The following is a 20,716-nucleotide window of genomic DNA, read 5'->3' as shown; positions in this document are numbered from 1 at the left end:
CGAAGCGATCAGTCGGAAATCGTATCAAGCGCGGCGCCTATCCCGCTCGTGACCGCGCCCGGGCCCTGCGGCCTGCCCGTCAAGTCCCGGGAAGCGTCACCCGCCGGGCGCGTCGGCGCTGGATCGCCAGGAAGCTGCCGAAAGCGAGCCCGATGACGAGGAGCGAGACGCCGGTCGTCACGGTGCCGAGCGCATAGATCTCCGGCGTCGTCACCGTGGTGGTCAGGCCCTGGAGTTCGAGCGGCAGGGTGTTGCGCCCGCCGATCGCCTGGCTGGTCCGGGCAAGCTCGTCCCAGGACAGGGTGAAGCCGAACAAGGCCACGCCGACGAGGGACGGCAGGATGATCGGCACCACGACGTGTCGCAGGCTTTGCGGCCCGGTGGCACCGAGGTCGCGGGCCGCCTCCTCGTAGGCGGGGTTGAAGCGGTTGAACACCGCGAACATGATGAGGAGGCCGAACGGCAGGGTCCAGGTCAGGTGGGCGCCCAAGGCCGACGTGAACAGCCCCATCACGGTGCCGTGGTCCTGGAGGAAGCCCCAGCCGGTCCGGGCTGCGAGCGCCTTGATGCCTTCGTCGATCAGCCGGAACTCGAGGCCGATGCCGAGCGACACCACGATCGAGGGCACGATCAGGCTCGCCACCGCGGTGTAGAAGAGCGGCGTCTGGCCCCGGAAACCCTTGCGGAAGGCGAGGCCGGCGAAGAACGCGATGGTGACGGTGAGCCCCATCACCACGAGCCCGAGCCCCAGCGAGCGCCGGAACGCCGCCCAGATGTCGACCACGCCGAGGCCCGCCCAGAGGCGCGAGAACCAGAAGGTCGAGACCCCGTTCATCGGAAAGGTGAGGCCACCCTGCGGGCCCTGGAAGCTGAGCACCAGGATCGTCAAGGTCGGCCCGTAGAGGAAGAGCACGAACAGCCCGAAGAAGGCCGCCAGCACGTAGAACGAGAAGGGGCGGGGCCCGTCGCGGCGCATCCTACAGCTCCCGGCGCAGGTCGATCAGGCGGGTGAGCGCGGCGATCAGCACCATCACGGCGCCGAGCAGCACCACCGCGTTGGCGGCGGCCGCGGGGAATTGCAGATAGGCCATCTGTACCTGGATCACCTTGCCGACGGAGGCGATCTGCTGGCCGCCCATGACGCCCACCGTCACGAAGTCGCCCATGATGAGCGTGAGCACGAAGATCGATCCGATGGCGATGCCGGGCTTGCACAGCGGCACGATGACGTTCCACAGGGTCTGCCAGGGGGTGGCGCCGGCGTCCGAGGCGGCCTCGATCAGCGAGCGGTCGATCCGCATCATCGAGTTGAAGATCGGCACGATCATGAACACCGTATCGAGGTGGATGAAGGCCAGCACCACCGAGAAGTCGGAATAGAGCAGCCCCTCGATCGGGCTGCGGATCAGGCCGAGACCCATCAGCGTGTCGTTGACGAGGCCGTTGCGCCCGAGCAGCGGCACCCAGGCGATCATCCGGATCACGTTCGAGGTCCAGAACGGGATGGTGCAGATCAGGAACAGCACCGTCTGCATCGCCGTCGAACGGACGTGGAAGGCGACGAAATAGGCCACCGTGAAGCCGATTCCCAGCGTCGCGGCCCAGCCGAGCAGACAGAACTTCAGCGTCGACAGGTAGGTCCGGAAGGTGGTGCAGAGGTCGCCCCCCGACAGGCAGCCCTCGAACACGTCGGCGTAGTTCTGCAGCGTGAAGGCCGGGATGATCTCGTACTCGTTGTACTCCCAGAAGCTGACGATCAGGGTCAGCGCCAGCGGCACCACGAAGAACACCAGGAACACGAGCCCGAGCGGCATCGCCTGCCAGTAGGCGAGGCGGCGCTGGCGCCGCGTCGCGGCGGCGAGGCCCGCGGGGCCCGAGGCGGCTTGCGCCGCCTCGGGGAGTGTGCGGGTGGAAGCCGTCGCCGTGCTCATGCGGCGATGAACTCGTTCCACTTGCGCACCATGTAGGTGTTCTCGTCCATCACCGAGTTCCAGCAGGCGACGGCGCCCATGCGGTTCTCGAACGAGCCGCCGTCACGCACCGCGCCGGCCTTCTCCATGATGGTGCCGTCCGGGGCCTTGATGTCCTTCTCGGCCGGCTTGCCCTCCATCCAGAATGCCCATTCGTAGGGCTCCATATGGGCTTTTGCCGTTTCCAGCACCGCCGAATAGTAGCCCTGGCGATTCAAATAGGCACCGGCCCAGCCCGACAGGAACCAATTGATGAAATCGTAGGCAGCGTCGAGCTTCTTGCCGGTCAGGGTCTTGGGCAGGCCGAAGCCGGTGGCCCAGGCGCGGTAGCCTTCTTTCAGCGGCTGGTAGGTACAGGCGACGCCCTGCGAGCGCACCTTGGTGACGGCGGGCGACCACATCGACTGGATCACCGTCTCGCCCGAGGCCATCAGGTTCACGGATTCGTTGAAGTCCTGCCAGAAGGCGCGGAACTGGCCGGCGCGCTTGGCGTCGATCAGCACCTTCATGGTGCGGTCGATCTCCGCCTTCGTCATGTTGCCCTTGTCGGGATAGGTGTAGTCGCCGGTCGCCTCCACCACCATCGCGGCATCCATGATGCCGATCGACGGGATGTTGAGGATCGAGGCCTTGCCCTTGAACTCGGGGTTCAGGAGTTCCTTCCACGAGGTGATCGGACGCTTGATCAGGTCGGGGCGGATGCCGAGCGTGTCGGCATTGTAGGTCGTGGGGATCAGGGTGATCCACTCGGTCGGGGACGCGGCGAACTTGGTCGAGGTCGGACCTTCGAGGTAGAACACCTTCTTGGGCGCCGTGCCCTGGTCGCCGATCTTCTTGCCCGCAACCTCGCCCTTGGTGAAGACCGGGGTGATCTTGTCGGCGTTCTTGATGCGCTTGGCATCCATGCCGACGAGGTTGCCCGACGGCATCAGCTTCTTGAGGCTGAAATACTCCGAATCGACGATGTCGAACGAGTTCGGCTGGGTGACGACGCGCTTCGAGACCTCGTCGGTCACGACCGGGATGTACTCGATCGTGATCCCCAAGTCCTCCTTCACCTTGCGGGCGATGTCGCCGCTCTGGTTCACGGCGGTGCCGAGGTAGCGCAGGGTCACCGGCTCGGCGGCGATGATCGCCGGGAAGCCCGTGATCGCGCCGGAGCCGGCGGCGAGGCCGGCCGCGGCGCCGGCCCCCTGCAGCAGCGTGCGGCGGGACAGCCGGGGTGTCTTCATCTCGGTCATGGCGGGTTCTCCCTGTGTGAAGTCGTCAGGCGTCGAGGCGATGGGCCTCGCCGGCCGGCCAGCCCACCCGCACCGTGTCTCCGAGGGTCAGCGGGTGGGCGGCGAAGGCGTGATCGCTCAGGATCGCGGTCAGCGCTGAGCCGGATTCGGCGGCGATGTCCGGCGCCTCGAGGCTCACGTGGACGGTGCTGCCCTGGTACTCGACCGCGACCACCCGGGCGCTCAGCCCCTCCGGGCCGGCCTCTTGCCCGAGCCGCATCCGGTCGGCCCGCACGGCGATGCGCCGGTCGGGCAGCGCGATGACGTTGTGGCCGCCGATGAAGCGGGCGACGAAGGCGGTGGCCGGGCGCTCGAACACCGTGCGGGGATCGGCCGCCTGCTCGATGCGGCCGCCATTCATCACCACGACGAGGTCGGAGAGGGCCATCGCCTCCTCCTGGCTGTGGGTGACGTGCACGAAGGTGATGCCGAGTTCGCCCTGCAGGCGCTTCAGCTCGGTGCGCATCCGCACCCGCAGGAACGGGTCGAGCGCCGAGAGCGGCTCGTCGAGCAGCAGCACCTTCGGCCCGGTGACGAGGGCGCGGGCGAGGGCCACGCGCTGCTGCTGGCCGCCGGAGAGCTGCGCCGGCAGGCGGCCGGCGAGGTGGTCCATCTGAACCAGCGCCAACATCGCCTCGGCGCGCGTGAGGCGCTCGGCCTTCGGGATGCCCCGCATCTTGAGTCCGAAGGCGACGTTGTCGCGGCAGGTGAGGTGGGGGAACAGCGCGTAGCTCTGGAACATCATCGCGGTGCCGCGCTGGGCCGGCGGCAGGTCGCCGACGGCCTTCGGGCCGATCACCACGTCGCCCGACGTGACCGTCTCGTGCCCGGCGATCATCCGCAGCGTCGTGGTCTTGCCGCAGCCTGACGGCCCGAGCAGGCAGCAATACGAGCCGGAGCGGATCTTCAGGTCGATGCAATCGACCGCGACAGTATCGCCGTAGCGCTTGGTCAGGCTGGCGAGTTCGATGTCCAACGAGAAAGCTCCCCCACGATGTCTGCCTTTGGGGGAGCCTTGCAAGCTATGGGCCAGGCAAGGGGCCAGGCAAGGACGCTTGGGTGTGGGGCTGGGGCGTGTCCGGGCGGCCTCCCGGCCGGTTCGCGCGGCGGGTCCGGCTGGCGCGGCATTTACCTCCCGCGAGCCTGTTGCAATGCGCCGGGCGATCCGCTATCCCCCCGCTCGTCTTCGGCGCACCACGGAACGCCCGGCCACGAGGCCGCGGGCGGACTGGGATGGGCCGACGGGCCGTTGTAGCTCAGTGGTAGAGCGCATCATTGGTAATGATGAGGTCGGGAGTTCAATCCTCCCCAGCGGCACCATTTTCACCGTGAGAGTCAGAGATTTCGCTCGGTGTGTCTGAAGGCTGTCGATCCCGTGCGGGTGGGCAGCGCGGCACCAGCGCGCCGTTGTAGCTCAGTGGTAGAGCGCATCATTGGTAATGATGAGGTCGGGAGTTCAATCCTCCCCAGCGGCACCACCCTTCTCCTCCCGGCAGATGACGTAAGCCCAGGCCGACCAGCGATCGCGCGCGATGGACCGGACATGCGTCCATCGGGGTTTGAGCCGCGATCCGGCGGTGTTCACGATCATTGGGCGTAGCTCGACCGGTTGCCGCCCGGGGTTCGAGGTCATCGGACCATCCTGTCGCGTCACAGAGACGAACGCGGCGACGGTCGGCCCCGGATTTCCCTCCGCCGCCATGGTTGAAGTATGACGCGGCGACGCTGTCGCCACATCACGATAATGCCAACAAAACATGGTTTTGGATCGTGAAAAAGATCCGACTGCTCACCGTGGTTCCCATGCACCGCCAAGTCATCCCAGCGGACAATCGATTCAAGATAGAAAGTCATCCATCTTGCTGTGCACGCCAGCTTCGCATTTATACCATGGGTCTTGGTCGTCAGGCGCATGCATCGGCTTGAACGATCCCGCCGAAGCCACCTGGAGATCTGCTGGCGTGATCATGCGATGAAAAATATGGCCGTGCCCCGAACTGTTGACAGGGCTTGGCGCAGATTGTCTGATCCATAATCAATTTTCGAACATGCCTGGAGCGTGGGGATGATTGCAGAGAGAACGTTTGCAGACATCGCACTGGCCTACTCCCGTGGCGCGCTGACCCCGTTCCTGGGCTCGGGTATCAGTCATCCAAATTGCCTGCTTTGGCCGGAATTCGTATCCGCGCTCGAACAGGAGGCCAATCAATTAAGGGTTGTGCAAAACATCGCTGCTCTTCGCCCCGATGACCCGGGGACGCTGATTCGGCGTGCGGAGCGCGCAGTCAGAATTCTGCAGAGAGAAAATCTTACCGGCTTCTCAAATGTGATACAGCGTATTCTTTACAGGGGCGAAGCCGGCGCTGTGCCGATCAACCTTGATTTGCTGTCAAAAATCTGGTGGCCTCTCGTGGTTACGACGAATTATGACGGGTTGTTTCTAAAAAATTTCAATAATTACTGGATTTCTCAGCAGGGCGAGCCCTTGCCGGATGCGACCCGCATGAAAGTAAGGGGTCGTTCACCTCGGCATTGCCAGGATGTATTATCATCCTTGCGAAATCCGGATCAACCGATTTTATGGGCGATCCAGGGGTATGTCGGACTGAAGACCGAATCCCGCACACATCTCGCCGATGAGATCGTTGTCGGGCACGAGGAATATCGCAAGCAGACATATGAAGCAATCCATTTTCGGCGCACTTTCGCGGAAATATATCGAACAAGGACATTATTATTTGTCGGAGCCGGTTTGCAGGAGCCGTATTTCCTTGATTTATTTGGAGAAATATTACAACTTCTCGGGCCGATATCTCACCTTCATTATGCAATAATCAAATCGGGATCGTTGGATCCTGAATTTTTGCTGAGTCAGTATCAGATCAGGGCGATCGAATATGATGTCGGCCCGGACGGGGATCATTCCGCTCCGGTGGGTCAGGTCCTGGAAAAGGTTGCCGAGGCGATCAAATCTCCTGAAGCCAGGACCATTCGCTGGAGTTTCAATGTCAATCGAGGTCCTCGTACGGGCGTGGATGCGAGCGGGGTCAAGACGAGCGTCGAGATCATCAGGGGCGATATGCCGTCGCGCTTATCTCCAAACGAGGCGATCGTCGTATCCGGCAAGCAGGAAGTGTCAGGAATAGAGCTGAGCCGGGCTGCGCGGGCAAATCTCGATCGACTCAAAATGACGCCGGACTATCGCTTGGGGAAGGCCTGCGACGAAAACGGCTATGTTTATCCGATCTGTGGGTTCAAGGAAGGGCGTGGATACGCGGCTATCATTCGGCGCCTGGCGGAGCAAAGCGGGGAAGCGCGCGATGCACGTCTGGTCGGCCCTGTGATGGCGGCGGTGCTGGATGCTGCGACGAGGGACGGCGTCGATCGCCTACACCTCTATCCGCTGGCGACCGGGCAGCGTCGGACGTTCCCGCCCTACGTCTCCCTGATGGAAATCCTGAGGGCATATCGGAGATGGAAATCCGGCAATCCATCGCAGCGCCTCAGGTTGAGCATCCATACCGACAACGAGTTTCTCATAAATCTGATCTCGTCCCGTCGCATCGACCCGCTGGACATGTTATCGTCCTCATCGATAAGATTTTGGATAGAAATCACCCGGTCGGAAGAAAACATCATCAGAATTTATGACGAAGCTGATGAGACGACGACTTTGAAGACGATATTCGAAAAGCATTCGATACCGGAAAATTGGCTTTATTCCGTCCGTCCGGCGCCGGGAAAGAAATCCATCCGGCGTCAGGTCGGAATGGCGTGCGACGATGCCTCCACGATGGAGAGCGAAGGAATATTCCTCGGAAGCGTCCTGCGGGTCATCCCGCCGCTCGGTAACGGTCAGGAAGGTCCGGAGGGCATCTGATCGGAACCGTAGCAGCCGGCAACGGGCGGGATCGTCATCCCGGGGATACCGCCCGGCTCGCCCGTCGGGATCCGGGCGTGGCGGCCTTTCGCAGCGCCATCGGACGCGTTACGCCACCCTCCGGCTCTCCCGCCCCTCACCCTCCCACGCCGTCTCTCCCGCCATCATCCCGGCCAGCTGCTCGACCGGCTGCGGCCGGCCGATCAGGTAGCCCTGAACCTCCTCGCATCCCTCCTCGACGAGGAAGCGCATCTGCTCCTCGGTCTCGACGCCCTCCGCCACCACGCCGATCCGCAGGGAGCGGCCGAGGCCGAGCACGGCGCGGACGATCACCGCGGCGGAGGGGCGCTCGGCGAGCTGGCTGACGAAGGAGCGGTCGATCTTGATCTTGTCGAACGGGAAGGCCTGCAGGGTCGCCAGCGACGAGTAGCCGGTGCCGAAATCGTCCATGGCGATCCGGATCCCGAGCGCCTTCAGGCGGCGCAGGACCGCGAGCGCGCGGGCCATGTCGTTGATGATGACGGTCTCGGTGACCTCGATCTCGAGCCGGTCCGGCGGCAGGCCGGTCTCGGTCAGGATCGCCAGCACGCGTTCGGGCAGGTCGGCCTGCTGGAACTGGCGCGGCGACAGGTTGACGGCGACGTTGAGCGGACGCGCCCAGCCCGCCGCCTCGCGGCAGGCCGCCCGCAGCACCCATTCGCCGAGCGGCACGACGAGGCCGGTCTCCTCCGCGAGCGGGATGAACGCCCCCGGCGGCACCAGGCCGCGCAAAGGGTGCTGCCAGCGCACCAGCGCCTCGAACCCGACGAGCCGGCCGCAGGCGGAGCGAACTTGCGGCTGGTAGTGCAGGATCAGCTCGTCCTGCGCGACGGCGCGGCGCAGGTCGGCCTCCAGCTGGCGCCGCTCGGCGAGCGCCGCGTCCATCGCCGGTGCGAAGGGGCGGGCAGTGCCCCGGCCCTCGGCCTTGGCCGCGTGGAGGGCGAGGTCGGCCCGGCGGAGGATCGCCTCCTCGTCGGTCCCCTGGGCGGGGGCGAGGACGATGCCGACGCTCGCGCCGATCTCGACCGCCTGGCCGCCGATCCGGACCGGCCTGCCGATCTCACCGATAATCGCCTCCGCCATGGTCTGCAGCCCGGCCTGCAGCCGGGCCTGCAGCTTGGCGTGCATCTCGGCGTGCATCTCGGCCTGCACCTCGGCGGGATCGCCGGCCGAGGCGACGAGGATCGCGAATTCGTCGCCGCCGAGCCGGGCCGCCGTATCCCCGGGGACGAGGCCCGCGCTCAGCCGCTGCGCCACCGCGCGCAGCAGCGCGTCGCCGACGAGGTGGCCGAGGGCGTCGTTGATCTCCTTGAACCGGTCGAGCCCGAGGCACAGGACCGCGCAGGATCCGCCGCCGGCGGCGATCTCGGCCAGGCGCCGCCGCAGACGCTCGCGGAACAGGGTGCGGTTCGGCAGGTCGGTCAGCGCGTCGTGGGCCGCCATGTGGGCGATCCGGCTCTCGGCCTCCTTGCGTGCGCCGATGTCGATCTGCGTGCCGACGAGCCGGGCCGCCCGTCCGTCGGCGTCGTGACCGACGACCTTCGCGCGGGTGAGGAACCAGCCCCAGGCCCCGTCCTGGCGCCGCAGGCGGTGCTCGCACTCGAAGGTCGGCGTCGCGCCCGCGAGATGCGCGTCGAACATCGCGACGGCGCGGTCCTGGTCGTCGGGGTGGATCAGCTCCTGCCAGGTCCGGATATGGGACGGCAACGCGCCCGGGGCGTAGCCGAGCAGGTGCCACCAGCGGTCCGAGATCCAGGTCTCGCCCGTCGCGAGGTCGCAATCCCACAGGCCGTCGCTGCCGGCATCGAGCGCGAGCGCCAGGCGCTCCTCGCTCACCCGCCGCGCATCGTGCGCGCGGGCGATATCGTCGATGTCGAGGGCCGTGCCGATCCACTCGACGGCCGCGCCGTCGGACAGGACCGGCACCATGACGACCTTGTGCCAGCGATACCGGCCCGACAGGTTCCGCAGGCGCGCCTCGGTCTCGAAGGTGCGGTCCCCGGCCTCCGCCTCCAGCCACGCCGTGGCTACCGCCGTCAGGTCGCCCGGGTAGTAGGCGGCGAGGCGTTGCGCGCGGGAGGAAGGCCCCGGGCCGAAGAACGCCTGGAAGCTCCGGTTCGTGTACTGCGCCTGGCCGTCGTCCCGCGTGACCCAGACCATCTGGGGCAGCGCGTCGGTGAGTGCCCGCAGGCGCTCCTCGCTCGCCGCAAGGGCGGTCCTCTGCGCCTCGAGCATCCGATTCAGCCCGCGCAGGCGGCCGGCGGTGAGCGCCAGGACCGCGCAGGCGAGCACCGCGAGGGTGACGACGGCGATGCCGGCGGCGAGCGCCGCGCGGGGCAGGCTGTCGGCGACGAAGCCGACGCTCGGATCCGGAACGGCCTCGACCGAAGCCATGGCGAGGACGTGCATCGACGCGATGGCGAGCGACAGGAGAGCCGCCGAGGGGATCAGGCTGCGCCGGCTCTCCGGGCGCGGCAGCGCCAGCGCGGCTGCGCAGGCCAGGAGGCAGCCGGTCGCGGCGGCCGCCGCCGCCAGGGCCGGATCCCAGGCGAACCGGCCCGGGATGCGCACGCCCAGCATGCCGGTGACGTGCATGGCGGCGATGCCGAGGCCGAGGAGCAGGCCGGCGGCGACGCCCCTGAGGGGCCCTCGGGCCGGCCGCAGGAGCGCAAGCGCCGCGAGCGCGCTCACCACGCTGACGCCGAGCGAGGCGAGGGTGAGTTCCAGATCGTAGCCGACGCCGAGGCCCGGATCGTAGCCGAGCATGGCGATGAAGTGCGTGCTCCAGATCCCGGCGCCGGCCGAGAAGCCCGCACCGACGAGCCAGCCGAGGGAGCGCCCGCCGCGCTCGACCCGGGCCTGCTCCAGCAGATGCAGGGCGGTGTGGCAGGAGAGCCCGCAGACCAGGGCCGCCAGGGGAAGGGCCCAGGCGGTGTGCTCGGCCGTCAGGCAGACGAACGCACGGTACATAGAGTCCTTCTTTGGCAGCTCTCACTGTCGCCATCATGCGGCAATGAACTTAACAAAGGAGAACAGCGGAGACATGGGACGCGCGTCCGGATCCTGCCTCGACCGAGGGTGTATTACCCGTGGATAGCGCTGCCGCTGCACCATATTCGATCCGGAGACTCGGGGAAGATGTGTGTTGGAGCGGTGGATAGCCTGACAAATGGCGACAATTGGCTCAAAAGATACCCGCCAGCCGGCGGATCCGGGCGCGCCGGTTCGCGGCCGCCAGGTGCGAATTAACGAGACGTTAACCATTCCGCTCCAGTGATTCGGCGATGTACTCACAGCTCCGCCGTACCGGCTGGCGCCCGCTCGAGGCGGCCGGCCACATCGCCTTCGGACTCGCGCTACTCGGCTTCGGGCTCGCCTGCGCGGGCGCCGATCTCCTCGGTGGCTGGGAGAAGGCCGGCCGCCTCCTCACCGGGGCGGGTTGACCTACCGCTGCTGCCGCTCGACCGCATCCTGCCGCTTGCTCGCACGACCTTCGGCAAGGGTCGGGAGCGGCCGTCCAAGGTTTCGCCGGATCCGAACGGGCTGCCGCCCCGTCACGGGGCCCGCCCCGCGGCCTCCTCGACTGGGCATCATCGCCGGCTCCCGGAAGCGGATCCGGCCGGATGCTTCCAGGGCAGATCCGAATGCGGCCACGAGGACCGGATACGGCGGCGAAACCATCCCGGTTGCATCCCTGGCCCAAGCTGTTAAGCTTGACCGTGCCGGGACGCGAGGCCAGTCCCGCCGCCGCGGCCGCAAGGGCCGCCCCGACGCCGCCGGACGAAGGGCGGCGCTCGCCAACGCCGGTGCCGCCGGAATGCGGCGCCGGGCGTCTCCCGTCCCGGGGCCGTCGCCCGTCTCCATCGCCGTGCGCCCGTCGGGGCACCGGGAGCGGGCACATCCCTTCCCACCGGACGCGGGTCGCGTCGCAGGTCCCCGGTTCGCCGCTCCCGGTTCGCCCCTTGCGGCCCACCGGCCGGTCCCGCCCGCGCATCCGACACGTCGAGAGGATCCGACGCGATGATCGATCACCGCCGCCGCCTCCTGAGCCGCGCCGCCCTCACGGCGGAGGGCCGCATCACCGTCCAGCGCGCTCCGGACCGGGCCTGGCCCGGCGACCACAGCCGGCTCTGCGCCCTGGAGAACGACGGCCACCTGCTGTTCCTGGGCGAGCAGCCCGGTCTGCTGCCCGGCAGCGCTTCCGCCGTCTGGCGCCTCACCGCGCAGGGCCGGGAGACGTTGCGGGGGGCCTGACGGCCGCGCCCGGCGCGCTCCGACGCGAGACCCTCGCGTCACAGGGACCGATCGGGACGCGGAGCCGCACCGCGCTTCAAAACCGGTCTGTCCGGGCCTACCTTCCAGAGGCGGGCCACGGCCCGGACAGGCCGTCGAGGTGAGCGATGGACTACGTCTGCGACGTTCCGGGCAAGGCGACCTTGCCCAATTCCGCTCCGGCCCTCGGGACGCCCGCGCCGGGGACGAAGACCTGGTTCCGGATCGAGACCGAGGCGGAGGCGATCCGGGAATCGGAACTGATGGGCCACGCCGTCGAGAAGCATTTCCGCCAGGCGCAGGCCCGCGCCGAAGCGTCTTACGTGCCGCCGGCCGGGCCGTACATCGAGCAGCAGATCGGCCTCAAGGCGCATTTGCGCCGGACCATGCCGCGCTTCTTCACCTTGCGCGACCCGGAGGGCAACGGGCTCGCCACCGCGATGGTGCCCGCGGGCGCCGGCTGCCCGATCATCGTCGGGGTCGGCAACCGCGACCCCTACGTCGAGCATGCCGAGGCGATCCGGGTGCTGGCGGCCCATCTCGGCATCCCGCTCGAACGCAGCCGTTGCTACCCCTACGGCCGGTAGGGGGTCGTCACGCCGCCTCGGCCCGGGCGGCGAGCGGCACCGCGATCAGGCAGGCGAGGCCGCCGGCCGCGAAATCGAGCCGGACCTCGCCGGCCAGCTCCCGCTCCAGGCTGGTGCGGATCAGCCGCGTGCCGAAGCCGGTCCGGGCCGGCGCCGCCACCGGCGGTCCGCCGCTCTCGCGCCAGCGCAGGGACAGGGTCCCGGGCCCGACCTGCCACTCCACCGCCACCTGACCGGTCTCGGCCGAGAGCGCGCCGTACTTCGCCGCGTTGGTGGCAAGCTCGTGGATCGCCATCCCGAGGGGCAGGGCCACCGCGGGGGTGAGGGAGACCGGCGGTCCCTCGAGGCGGATGCGGTCGGGCCTCCCTCCGGCATAGGGTTCGAGCTCCGCCGACAGGATGCCGCGCAGGCCCGCCCCCTCCCAGTGGTTGGCGGTGAGCACGTTGTGGGTCTGGGACATCGCCAGCAGCCGGGCCTCGAAGCTGCCGGTGAAGTCGTCGAGGGAGGCGGCGCTGCGGGCGGTCTGGCGCGCCATCGACTGCACGGTGGCGAGCGTGTTCTTCACCCGGTGGTTCAACTCGTGGATCAGCAGCTCCTGGCGCGCATCGGCCGCCCGGCGCTCCTCCTCCTGCCGCCGCAGGGCCTCGGCCGCGACCGTCAGGGCGTGGCTGATCGCCTGCGCCTCCCGCACGGCGGAGGCCGGCACCGCCACCGCGTCGCCCCGCCCGAGGGCGGCGGCAGCGACGGCGAGGCGGCGCAGCGGCCGGGCGAGCAGGCCGGCGGCGAACCAGCCGATGCCCGCCGCCGCCGTGGCGACGACGAGGCCCCAGAGCAGGATCTGCCGGCGCAGGTCCTCCACCGACGCGAAGGCGGTGCCGGCATCCTGACGCACCAGCACGGTCCAGCCGAGGCCGGGGAAATCGCGGTAACCTTTCGTCGGCCGGTAGCCGGTGAGGTAGCGCTTGCCGTCGGCCCAGGTCTCCGCCGCGGTGCCGGAGCGGCCGTCCCTGGCCGCGGCGACGCTCGGCAGGTCCGCCGGCAGGATCATGTGGGTCAGGGCGCCCGGGCCGAGCAGCACCGTGCCGTCCCGGGCCAGCACCAGGGCGGTGACGTCGCGCATGGCCCCCGAGGTCTCCCGCAACGACGCCTCCGCCGCCCGGGCCCAGGTCCAGTCGAGGTGGCCCGAGACCACCCCGAGGAGGCGACCGTCGTCGCCGCGCACCGGGGCGGCGATGTCGAGCACCCGCTGCGGCTCGTCGCCTGGGCGGCGCGGCGCCAGGGTGGCAAGGAGCACGGCGTCGTGCACGTCGCCGACGAAGGGCCGGTCCCGTCCCTTCGTGAAGTACTCCCGATGTCCGACCTCGACGCCTTCGAGGGCGCCGGTGCTCGTCGCCGCGATCCGGCCGTCGGCGCCGACGAGCCCGATGAGGGCGTAATCCGGATAAGTCTCCTGCGCCCGCCGCAGCACCCGGCGCTTGCGCTCGACCGGGACGGCCGGATCGCGGATGGAATCGTTCTCCGCCAGGATGATCATGTCGCGCCAGCGCTCGAACAGGCCGCGGTCGAGACGGCCGGCCAGGGTGCCGGCGACGTCGGCCAGCTCGGCCTCGATGCGCGCCTCGAGCCGCTGGCTCGCCACCCGGGACGCGACCAGGGCGAGGACCAGGGTCGCCACCAGGCCCGCGGCCCCGAGACCGAGGGCCAGGAAGACGCGGAGCGGCGGCTGGGGCAAGGGGCGGTCCGGATCTCGTGGCCCAGGGAGGGCGGATCTTCCCCGGTACCGGCCGATCCTACCCCGAAGTCGTCGGCGGGCGGAAGCCTCGCCGCTCCGGGATCCGTCCCGCAACCCGTTCGAAGGGGCCGGCAGGCGCACCGGACTTGCCACCGCGAACCGCCCGAGCCGGCTCTCAGCCCTGGCCCGGCTCGATCATCGCCCGGACCTTGGCGGCGAAGGCGTCGATGGCGAAGGGCTTGGTGATCATCCGCATGCCCGGCGCGAGGTGGCCGTTGCCGAAGGCGGCGTTCTCGGCGTAGCCGGTGATGAACAGGACCCGCAGCCGGGGCCGCACGGCCAGCGCCTCGTCGATCATCCGGCGGCCGTTGAGGCCCGGCAGCCCGACATCGGTGACGACGAGGTCGATCCGCCCGGGCCCCTCCAGGATGCGCAGGCCGGCCGGCCCGTCGGGCGCCTCGATCACCCGGTAGCCGAGTTCGGTCAGGGTCTCGCCGATCAGCGCCCGCACCGTGGCGTCGTCCTCCACCACCAGCACGGTCTCGCCGCGCTCGGCCCGCGGCACCGGCATCGCCGTCCTCGCCGGGGCGGGCTCGTCCGCGGCCCGGCCGGCATGGCGCGGCAGGTAGAGCTTGACCGCCGTGCCCTGGCCCACCTCCGAGTAGATCCGCACGTGCCCGTCGGATTGCTTGGCGAAGCCGTAGATCATCGACAGGCCGAGGCCCGTGCCCTGGCCCAGGGGCTTCGTGGTGAAGAACGGGTCGAAGGCCCGGGCGATCACCTCCGGCGGCATGCCGCCGCCGGTATCGCTGACGCAGACGCAGACATACTGCCCTGCCCGCACCCCGATCTCGCTCGCCACGTAGGCGTCGTCGAGATGGGCGTTGGCGGTCTCGATGGTCAGCCGCCCGCCCTCCGGCATCGCGTCGCGGGCATTGATCGCGAGGTTGAGGATCGCGTTCTCGAGCTGGTTGGGGTCGCAGAGCGTCAGCCACAGGCCGCCGGCCACTACCACTTCGAGTTGCACCCGCTCGCCGAGGGTGCGGCGCAGGAGCTCGTCCATCGAGCCGACCAGCCGGTTGACGTCGAGCGACCGGGCCTCGAGCGGCTGGCGCCGGGCGAAGGCGAGGAGGCGGTGGGTCAGCGCGGCGGCGCGCTGGGCCGAGGCCATGGCGAGGCCGGCATAGCGGGCGAGGTTCTCGGTCCGGCCCTCGTCGATGCGGGTCTGCATCAGGTCGAGGGAGCCGACGATGCCGGTCAGCAGGTTGTTGAAGTCGTGGGCGATGCCCCCCGTCAGCTGCCCCACCGCCTCCATCTTCTGGGCCTGGCGCAGGGCCTCCTCGATCCGGGCGCGCTCCTCGATCTCGGCTTTCAGGCGCGCATTGGCTTCGGCCAGGGCCGCCGTGCGCTCGGCCACCTGCGCCTCCAGCGCCGCGCGCCGTTGCGCCAGGGTCTCGCGGGCGCGGACCTGGTCGTCGATGTCGGTGCAGGTGCCGAACCAGCGCTCGATCGCCCCGGTCTCGGGATCGCGGATCGGCATCGCCCGGCCCAGCACCCAGCGATAGACCCCGTCGTGCCGGCGCAGGCGGTACTCGATCTCGTAGGGCTCGCCGGTGGCGAGCGAATGCCGCCAGCGCCGCCACGCCTCCGGCTGCTCGTCGGGGTGGAAGATCGCGTTCCAGCCCTCGCCGTCGGTCGAGCCCTCCCGCACGCCGGTGAACTCGTACCAGCGGGTGTTGTAATAGTCGTGGTAGCCGTCCGGCAGGGTCGACCACACCATCTGGGGCATCGATTCGGCGATGGCCCGGAACTTCAGGGCGCTGTCGGCGAGCGCCGCCCGCGCCTCCTTCTCGGCGGTGATGTCGATCCCGAGCAGGTACAGGTCGGCGATCCCGTGGCGGGGCCCTCGATGAGGCTCGTAGCGCATCAGGACGCAGCGCCCGTCGGCCTTGGGGTGGGGTGCCTCGAACGAGGCCGTCTCGCCCGCGAAGGCCCGGGCGAGCAGCGGGCGGCGCAGGGCGTAGACGTCCTCGCCGACGATCGCCTGCAGCGGCCGTCCGACGACCTGCGCCGGATCCAGGCCGAACCACCGCGAAAAATTACCGTTGGCGAAGCGGCAGATCTCGTCGCGGCCGAAGGCGGCGATCAGGACCGGCGCGGCCTCGGTGACGCTGCGCAGGTCGTCGCGCTCGACCGTCGTCTCCGCGAAGCGGCAGAGGATGTGCCGCTCCCGGATCCCCTGCCTCGCCAGGATGGCGAGGGCCGCGGCCGGTTCGCTCGTCAGCTCGATCCGCCGCGCCGCGGCATCGAGCACGATCAACGTCCCGGGGGAGCGGCCGTCCGGGCCGGGGAGCGCCACGACGGCGCAGAAGCGCAACGGCTCCCGGCCGCGGGCCAGGGACAGGTCGGCGGTGCGCCGGTCCTGCGCCATGTCCGGCACGATGATGGCACGCGTGGGCTCGTCCACGCAGACGAGCGCGGCGAGCGCCGCCGCGTCGCTCGCCGTGAGGTGGGGCGGCGCCGGTCCGCGGAAGGGCGCGCCCGGCCGATGGACCAGGGCGAAGGCGGTGCCGCACGCGATCCGGGCGAGGAGGGCGGTCCCATCGAGGTCCGGTTCCGGCATGCCGGGCGGGAGCGCGTCGCCGTCCCGTCCCGCCGATGTCGTGTATCCGCTCTCGTCGTGGCTGTTCTCGTCGTAGCTGCTCATGGCTGATCGTTGCGGCGCGCCCGGTCGTCCATTCAGAGTCTTCCTGTCAGAGCCTTCCTGCGCCGACCCAGCGGAACGGCAGCCGATAGACGGACGATGTCGCGCAGGCAACCGGCGAGAGGCCGCCGGGTTGCCTCGCGGATGTCATCGGGGCGCAATTCACTTTCGCGCGACGCGCCCTGCGGCGCGATGACCGGCCCGGGACGGTTGCGCAAATCGGGCGGTAGAGGTAACCTGTTGATTATGTTGTAGTTTTCAAAAGTTCTAATCTGAGAGCGGTCAGCGGGAGCGATCCCCGGGCCCTCCGCCGATCGGATGACTCGGTTCCAGCATGATCGTCTGTTCCTGCAACGTGCTCTCCGATGGCCAGGTGCGCGGCTGCCTCCATCCCGGCCCCGGCTGTCCGCGCACGCCGGCCCAGGTCTATGCCTGCCTCGGCTGCAGCCCGAAATGCGGTCGCTGTGCCCGCACGATCCGCGGCATCCTCGACCGGGCCTTGGCCGAGGCGCATTCCGCCTGCACCACCACCTGCGGCGCGGCCTGCACGCTGAAGGAATTGAAGGAGGAGGCCGCGTGAGGCGGCCTCCCCCATGGACTGCCGGTCAAGCTCCGTGGACTGCCGGTTGAGGCCGGACGCGCCTTACTCGACCTCGGGCTCGATCTTCTCGAGGCCGCCGATGTGGCGCTGGGCGTAGAGCGGCAGGCCGACCTGACGGATCAGTTCGAGCTGGGTCTCCAGGAAGTCGATGTGGCCTTCCTCGTCGGCGGCCAGGTCCTCGAACAGCTGCTTCGAGACGCGGTCGTTGATCGAGTCGCAGTACTTCGCGGCCTCGAGGTAGAGGCTGCGGGCCTCGACCTCGGCGGCGAGGTCGCACTCGATGATCTCCTGGACGTTCTGCCCGATCCGCAGCGGGTCGAGCTCCTGCAGGTTCGGGAAGCCTTCGAGGAACAGGATCCGATCGACGAAGCGATCGGCGTGGTTCATCTCCTCGATCGATTCCTTGCGCCAGAACTTGGCGAGATCGATGTAACCCCAGTCGTTCAGCATCCGGAAGTGGAGCCAGTACTGGCTCACCGCGGTCAGCTCGCTGCGCAGGCCACGGTTGAGATACTCGACGACCTTGGCGTCACCCTTCATGCTCGATCTCCCGTATCGATCGTCATCGGGACCGGGCCGATGCCGGTCCAACCGGGGTCCTAGCTAGCAGCGAACGTGCCGCAGGGCCACAGCGGCTATGTTCTGACAACGTCAAGTCGACCGAGAGTCCCGCCCGACGGTCACGCGTCGCGGCAGGCGAAGGCGTCGAGTTCGAGGGCGTGGCCGGCCCGGTCGCGCTTGGCGGTGAGGTAGCGGATGTTCTCCGGCGTGACCCGGCCGAGCGCCCGCTGGGTCTCGACCACCCGAAGGCCGGCCGCCTCCAGGCTCGCCGCCTTCTCGGGGTTGTTGCTGACGAGCCGGACGGCAGTGACGCCGAGCGCCTTGAGCATCGCCGCCGCGAAGTCGAACCGGCGCTGGTCGAGGCCGAAGCCGAGGGCCTCGTCGGCCTCGTAGGTGTCGAGCCCGCGGGCCTGGAGGTAGTAGGCGCGGATCTTGTTGGCGAGCCCGTTCCCGCGCCCCTCCTGGTCGAGATAGAGCACGATGCCGCCGCCATGCTGGGCCATCCAGCCGGCGGTGCCGCGCAGCTGGTCGCCGCAATCGCATTTGAGCGAGCCGAACAGGTCGCCGGTGAGGCAGGCCGAATGCAGCCGCACCGCCACCGGCGCGGAGAGGTCGGGCCGGCCGATCACCACCGCCACCTGATCGCGCAGGCCCTCGCCGCCGCGAAAGACCACGAACTCGCTGTCCGGGGCGCTCGCCAGCGGCACCGGCGCCCGGCTCACCGGCCGCAGCCCGGCGGCCTGCCGGGCCGGATAGGCGAAGACCGCCTCGGGCGTGACCGCCAGGGTGCCGGGCGGCACCGCCTCGCCGGGCACCACGATGACCGCCGGCAGAACCTGGGCGAGCGCCATGAGGGCGAGCGCCGCCGCGTCGCCGGGCGAGACGGGCGCCACCGGCGCGTCGATCCGCCCGTCGAGGCGCAGGCTCAGGGTCTCGATGCGGGCGGGATCGAGCGCCGGCAGGGCGACCGCGCCGGCCTCGGTCCGGTCGGCGAGGCCGAGGCGGCGCAGGCGCGGCGCCGGCAGGACGAGGCGCGCACCGGTCCCGGCGAGCGCCGCCAGGGTTGCCGTCGTGCCTGCGTCGAGCGCCTCGGCCGACAGGGCGAGCACCGGGTCGGCGCCGTGCAGTGCCACGGGCCGGCCGGCGCGGATCTCCGCCAGCGCCCGCTCGACGTCGATCTGATCCCGGACCTGTTCGCGGCCCGCGGCCGGGTCTAGATTGAGATGGCTCTGCATCGCGACCGACATCACCGATCCTGAGAGAGATGACCCGGCGCGGGGGCGACGGGTCGGGAACCGTGAGGACGAACCGGTGAGGGAACAAAAGCCACGGTTCGACGCCGCACGGATGTGGGGCTTGCCGCCCCGCTCTGCCGCGGATCCCTCCATCAACCTTTCGCGATTGTCCAGGGTATCCATACGCCCCGGGAGTGAGGCCGCATGACCCCGCACAGCACGAGATCGGGCCGTTACGCGCCGTCCCAGAAGGTGCTGCACTGGGCGGTCGCCGCCCTGGTCTTCGCCCTGGTGCCGATCGCGCTCGCCATGGCGAACCTGCCCGACGGCGCTCTGAAGAACGCGCTCTACGAGTGGCACAAGTCGTTCGGGCTCACCGTGCTGGGCCTGGCGCTGGCGCGTCTCCTGGTGCGCGCCGCCCGCGGCGCTCCGCCGCTGGTGGCGGGCCTGCCGGCCTGGCAGCGCCGGGCGGCCCAGGCCTCGCACCTCGTGCTCTACCTCCTGATCGTGCTGGTGCCGCTGCTCGGCTGGGCCGGTACCTCGGCCTGCTGCGCCCCGGTGATGCTCTACTTCACGCTCCCCCTCACCCTGCCGATCTCCGGTGGGATGCCGGTGGGCGAGGCGATCCTCAAGGTGCACCAGGTCGCGGCCTTCACCCTGGTGGCGTTGGTGGCTTTGCACGTGGCGGCGGCCCTGCACCACCACCTCGTGCGACGGGACGGGACGTTGCGGCGGATGTGGTCGGGGGGAGGGGAGGGGTGAGGGTGGGCGCCATGGCCGCCGCCGTACCGATTCCTGTCCACTGCAGGGTTCGGACGATCCAGGCCCCTGCCCGTTGAACCGATCGAGGTGCTGGCTCGCGGTGATCTGCCACGATGGCACGGGGCGCCGCTGATCCAGGAGTGAATGGCGGCGTGAGCGCACTCACGCCGCCACCGCATCACGCCGGTAATCGGATCAGATCACCCCGTCGGCCTTCTTTGCATTCGGGAAGAACTCATCGATAAACGAGATCGAATCGCTCAGCAATTCGCGCCAATCGAGATGGAAATTCGCGTGTGTGATGTGCTCACGCGCTATTGTTCCATCTGTGATCATGTGAACAGGGATGTGGCGAGTCGGCGTGACATCGGACCGGAACGTTTTGTCGTGCTACACTCGCAGAGGCCATTTTTGGTGACTGGCTTCATCCACGACAGATCGGGTCGCCATCCTCCGGCGCGACGGGCGCGACCGGCGCCCGCGCCGTCGCGCGCTTCCTCGAGAAGCCCGACGCCGCCCGCGCCGCCGGCCTGATCGCCGAGGGGGCGCTGTGGAACGGCGGCTACTTCCTGTTCCGAGCCGACGTGATGCTCGACGAGCTCGAGGCCCATGCCCCCGCGGTGCTCGACGCCGCCCGCGCCGCGCTGGCGGGCGCCGTGCGCGACCTCGACTTCGTGCGCCTGGGCGCCGAGGCGTTCGGGCAGGCGCCGCAGATCTCGATCGACTACGCGGTGATGGAGCGGACCGAGCGGGCCGGCGTGCTGCCGGTGGGCTTCCCGTGGTCGGATATCGGCACCTGGGGGGCGCTGTGGGACATCGCCGCGCGGGACGGCGACGGCAACGCGCTGCGCGGCCGGGTGGCGTTGCAGGGCACGCGCAACAGCCTGGTCCATTCCACCGGGGAGATCCTGACCACGGTGGTCGGGCTCGACGACGTGGTGGTGGTGACGACGGACGACGCGGTGCTGGTGGCGAGCCGGGAGGCGGCCGGCGAGGTGAAGGGCCTGGTCGAGGGCCTGCGGCGGCGGGGCGAGCCGGAGGCGGATGCCCACCGGCTGATGTACCGGCCGTGGGGCTCCTACCAGCGGATCGA

Annotated in this window: 15 protein-coding genes, 2 tRNA genes and 1 pseudogene; 9 read left to right on the top strand and 9 right to left on the bottom strand. The window is 69.3% G+C overall.

All coding sequences use genetic code 11. From position 1 onward, the window contains the following. Nucleotides 1-79: 79 nt before the first annotated feature. The 4 genes from G4G93_RS17130 to G4G93_RS17115 are packed head-to-tail and all read right to left on the bottom strand — an operon-like array spanning nucleotide 80 to nucleotide 4,226. The gene (locus G4G93_RS17130) at nucleotides 80-976 is read right to left on the bottom strand and encodes an ABC transporter permease (protein ID WP_165085766.1); all 897 of its coding nucleotides are present in this window, start codon (nucleotides 974-976) and stop codon (nucleotides 80-82) included. A gap of 1 nt (nucleotide 977) precedes the next feature. Further along, on the bottom strand, nucleotides 978-1,931 hold the full coding sequence (locus G4G93_RS17125) for an ABC transporter permease (RefSeq protein ID WP_165085764.1): 954 nt from the start codon (nucleotides 1,929-1,931) through the stop codon (nucleotides 978-980). Then, nucleotides 1,928-3,211 carry a PotD/PotF family extracellular solute-binding protein gene (locus G4G93_RS17120; RefSeq protein ID WP_165085762.1) on the bottom strand — a complete coding sequence of 428 codons (1,284 nt, stop codon included), beginning with the start codon at nucleotides 3,209-3,211 and terminating at the stop codon, nucleotides 1,928-1,930. Before G4G93_RS17120 ends, G4G93_RS17125 begins: the two co-directional genes overlap by 4 nt. 25 nt (nucleotides 3,212-3,236) lie before the next feature. Further along, complete coding sequence (locus G4G93_RS17115) at nucleotides 3,237-4,226, bottom strand: ABC transporter ATP-binding protein (protein ID WP_165085761.1); 990 nt, start codon at nucleotides 4,224-4,226, stop codon at nucleotides 3,237-3,239. 269 nt (nucleotides 4,227-4,495) lie between these two features. Here G4G93_RS17115 and G4G93_RS17110 point away from each other — a divergent pair. From G4G93_RS17110 to G4G93_RS17100, 3 genes are all read left to right on the top strand, one after another. Further along, nucleotides 4,496-4,570, top strand: a tRNA-Thr gene (locus tag G4G93_RS17110). 83 nt (nucleotides 4,571-4,653) lie between these two features. Beyond that, nucleotides 4,654-4,728, top strand: a tRNA-Thr gene (locus tag G4G93_RS17105). A gap of 587 nt (nucleotides 4,729-5,315) precedes the next feature. Beyond that, nucleotides 5,316-7,130 carry an SIR2 family NAD-dependent protein deacylase gene (locus tag G4G93_RS17100; protein ID WP_165085759.1) on the top strand — a complete coding sequence of 605 codons (1,815 nt, stop codon included), beginning with the start codon at nucleotides 5,316-5,318 and terminating at the stop codon, nucleotides 7,128-7,130. Nucleotides 7,131-7,238: 108 nt separating this feature from the next. Here the strand turns inward: G4G93_RS17100 and G4G93_RS17095 are convergent, their stop codons facing one another. After that, complete coding sequence (locus tag G4G93_RS17095; RefSeq protein ID WP_165085758.1) at nucleotides 7,239-10,139, bottom strand: EAL domain-containing protein; 2,901 nt, start codon at nucleotides 10,137-10,139, stop codon at nucleotides 7,239-7,241. 314 nt (nucleotides 10,140-10,453) lie between these two features. On the opposite strand from G4G93_RS17095, the gene G4G93_RS17090 reads away from it, so the two are divergent. From G4G93_RS17090 to G4G93_RS17080, 3 genes are all read left to right on the top strand, one after another. Continuing rightward, nucleotides 10,454-10,612 carry a hypothetical protein gene (locus G4G93_RS17090; RefSeq protein ID WP_165085757.1) on the top strand — a complete coding sequence of 53 codons (159 nt, stop codon included), beginning with the start codon at nucleotides 10,454-10,456 and terminating at the stop codon, nucleotides 10,610-10,612. Nucleotides 10,613-11,189: 577 nt separating this feature from the next. Continuing rightward, complete coding sequence (locus G4G93_RS17085; protein ID WP_165085755.1) at nucleotides 11,190-11,423, top strand: hypothetical protein; 234 nt, start codon at nucleotides 11,190-11,192, stop codon at nucleotides 11,421-11,423. A 146-nt stretch (nucleotides 11,424-11,569) separates the two neighbouring features. After that, nucleotides 11,570-12,028: a hypothetical protein gene (locus tag G4G93_RS17080; protein ID WP_246736839.1), complete on the top strand. Its 459-nt coding sequence runs from the start codon at nucleotides 11,570-11,572 to the stop codon at nucleotides 12,026-12,028. A 7-nt stretch (nucleotides 12,029-12,035) separates the two neighbouring features. On the opposite strand, the gene G4G93_RS17075 is transcribed toward G4G93_RS17080, so the two are convergent. Beyond that, nucleotides 12,036-13,760, bottom strand: coding sequence for a sensor histidine kinase (locus G4G93_RS17075; protein ID WP_165085754.1), 1,725 nt, complete (start codon nucleotides 13,758-13,760; stop codon nucleotides 12,036-12,038). A 175-nt stretch (nucleotides 13,761-13,935) separates the two neighbouring features. Continuing rightward, nucleotides 13,936-16,467: a hybrid sensor histidine kinase/response regulator gene (locus tag G4G93_RS17070; protein ID WP_165085752.1), complete on the bottom strand. Its 2,532-nt coding sequence runs from the start codon at nucleotides 16,465-16,467 to the stop codon at nucleotides 13,936-13,938. Nucleotides 16,468-16,798: 331 nt separating this feature from the next. On the opposite strand from G4G93_RS17070, the gene G4G93_RS17065 reads away from it, so the two are divergent. Next, nucleotides 16,799-17,044 carry a bacterioferritin-associated ferredoxin gene (locus G4G93_RS17065; protein WP_139037544.1) on the top strand — a complete coding sequence of 82 codons (246 nt, stop codon included), beginning with the start codon at nucleotides 16,799-16,801 and terminating at the stop codon, nucleotides 17,042-17,044. Between the two features lie 63 nt (nucleotides 17,045-17,107). Here the strand turns inward: G4G93_RS17065 and bfr are convergent, their stop codons facing one another. Together bfr and ribA are read right to left on the bottom strand one after the other, a co-directional pair. Beyond that, on the bottom strand, nucleotides 17,108-17,605 hold the full coding sequence (gene bfr, locus G4G93_RS17060) for a bacterioferritin (RefSeq protein WP_099899675.1): 498 nt from the start codon (nucleotides 17,603-17,605) through the stop codon (nucleotides 17,108-17,110). Between the two features lie 140 nt (nucleotides 17,606-17,745). Next, nucleotides 17,746-18,873 (bottom strand): GTP cyclohydrolase II RibA, encoded by a 1,128-nt coding sequence (gene ribA / locus G4G93_RS17055; protein ID WP_165085750.1) that lies wholly within the window; start codon nucleotides 18,871-18,873, stop codon nucleotides 17,746-17,748. A gap of 192 nt (nucleotides 18,874-19,065) precedes the next feature. On the opposite strand from ribA, the gene G4G93_RS17050 reads away from it, so the two are divergent. Together G4G93_RS17050 and G4G93_RS17045 are read left to right on the top strand one after the other, a co-directional pair. Continuing rightward, on the top strand, nucleotides 19,066-19,623 hold the full coding sequence (locus tag G4G93_RS17050; protein WP_165085749.1) for a cytochrome b: 558 nt from the start codon (nucleotides 19,066-19,068) through the stop codon (nucleotides 19,621-19,623). A 467-nt stretch (nucleotides 19,624-20,090) separates the two neighbouring features. Further along, nucleotides 20,091-20,716: pseudogene (locus G4G93_RS17045) on the top strand (sugar phosphate nucleotidyltransferase); the annotation flags it as partial.

It is taken from the genome of Methylobacterium sp. DB0501 (assembly GCF_011043735.1).
Lineage (GTDB): Bacteria > Pseudomonadota > Alphaproteobacteria > Rhizobiales > Beijerinckiaceae > Methylobacterium > Methylobacterium alsaeris.
The sequence above is the reverse complement of the archived record's forward strand: the minus strand, read 5'-3'. Positions and strand labels throughout refer to the sequence as shown.

Coding starts and splice junctions, on each gene's coding strand:
- G4G93_RS17125 (WP_165085764.1), bottom strand. CDS start 1,931: ATGAGCACGGCGACGGCTTCCACCCGCACACTCCCCGAGGCGGCGCAA.
- G4G93_RS17100 (WP_165085759.1), top strand. CDS start 5,316: ATGATTGCAGAGAGAACGTTTGCAGACATCGCACTGGCCTACTCCCGT.
- G4G93_RS17065 (WP_139037544.1), top strand. CDS start 16,799: ATGATCGTCTGTTCCTGCAACGTGCTCTCCGATGGCCAGGTGCGCGGC.
- G4G93_RS17090 (WP_165085757.1), top strand. CDS start 10,454: ATGTACTCACAGCTCCGCCGTACCGGCTGGCGCCCGCTCGAGGCGGCC.
- G4G93_RS17050 (WP_165085749.1), top strand. CDS start 19,066: ATGACCCCGCACAGCACGAGATCGGGCCGTTACGCGCCGTCCCAGAAG.
- G4G93_RS17130 (WP_165085766.1), bottom strand. CDS start 976: ATGCGCCGCGACGGGCCCCGCCCCTTCTCGTTCTACGTGCTGGCGGCC.
- bfr (WP_099899675.1), bottom strand. CDS start 17,605: ATGAAGGGTGACGCCAAGGTCGTCGAGTATCTCAACCGTGGCCTGCGC.
- G4G93_RS17120 (WP_165085762.1), bottom strand. CDS start 3,211: ATGACCGAGATGAAGACACCCCGGCTGTCCCGCCGCACGCTGCTGCAG.
- G4G93_RS17070 (WP_165085752.1), bottom strand. CDS start 16,467: ATGAGCAGCTACGACGAGAACAGCCACGACGAGAGCGGATACACGACA.
- ribA (WP_165085750.1), bottom strand. CDS start 18,873: ATGTCGGTCGCGATGCAGAGCCATCTCAATCTAGACCCGGCCGCGGGC.
- G4G93_RS17095 (WP_165085758.1), bottom strand. CDS start 10,139: ATGTACCGTGCGTTCGTCTGCCTGACGGCCGAGCACACCGCCTGGGCC.
- G4G93_RS17085 (WP_165085755.1), top strand. CDS start 11,190: ATGATCGATCACCGCCGCCGCCTCCTGAGCCGCGCCGCCCTCACGGCG.
- G4G93_RS17080 (WP_246736839.1), top strand. CDS start 11,570: ATGGACTACGTCTGCGACGTTCCGGGCAAGGCGACCTTGCCCAATTCC.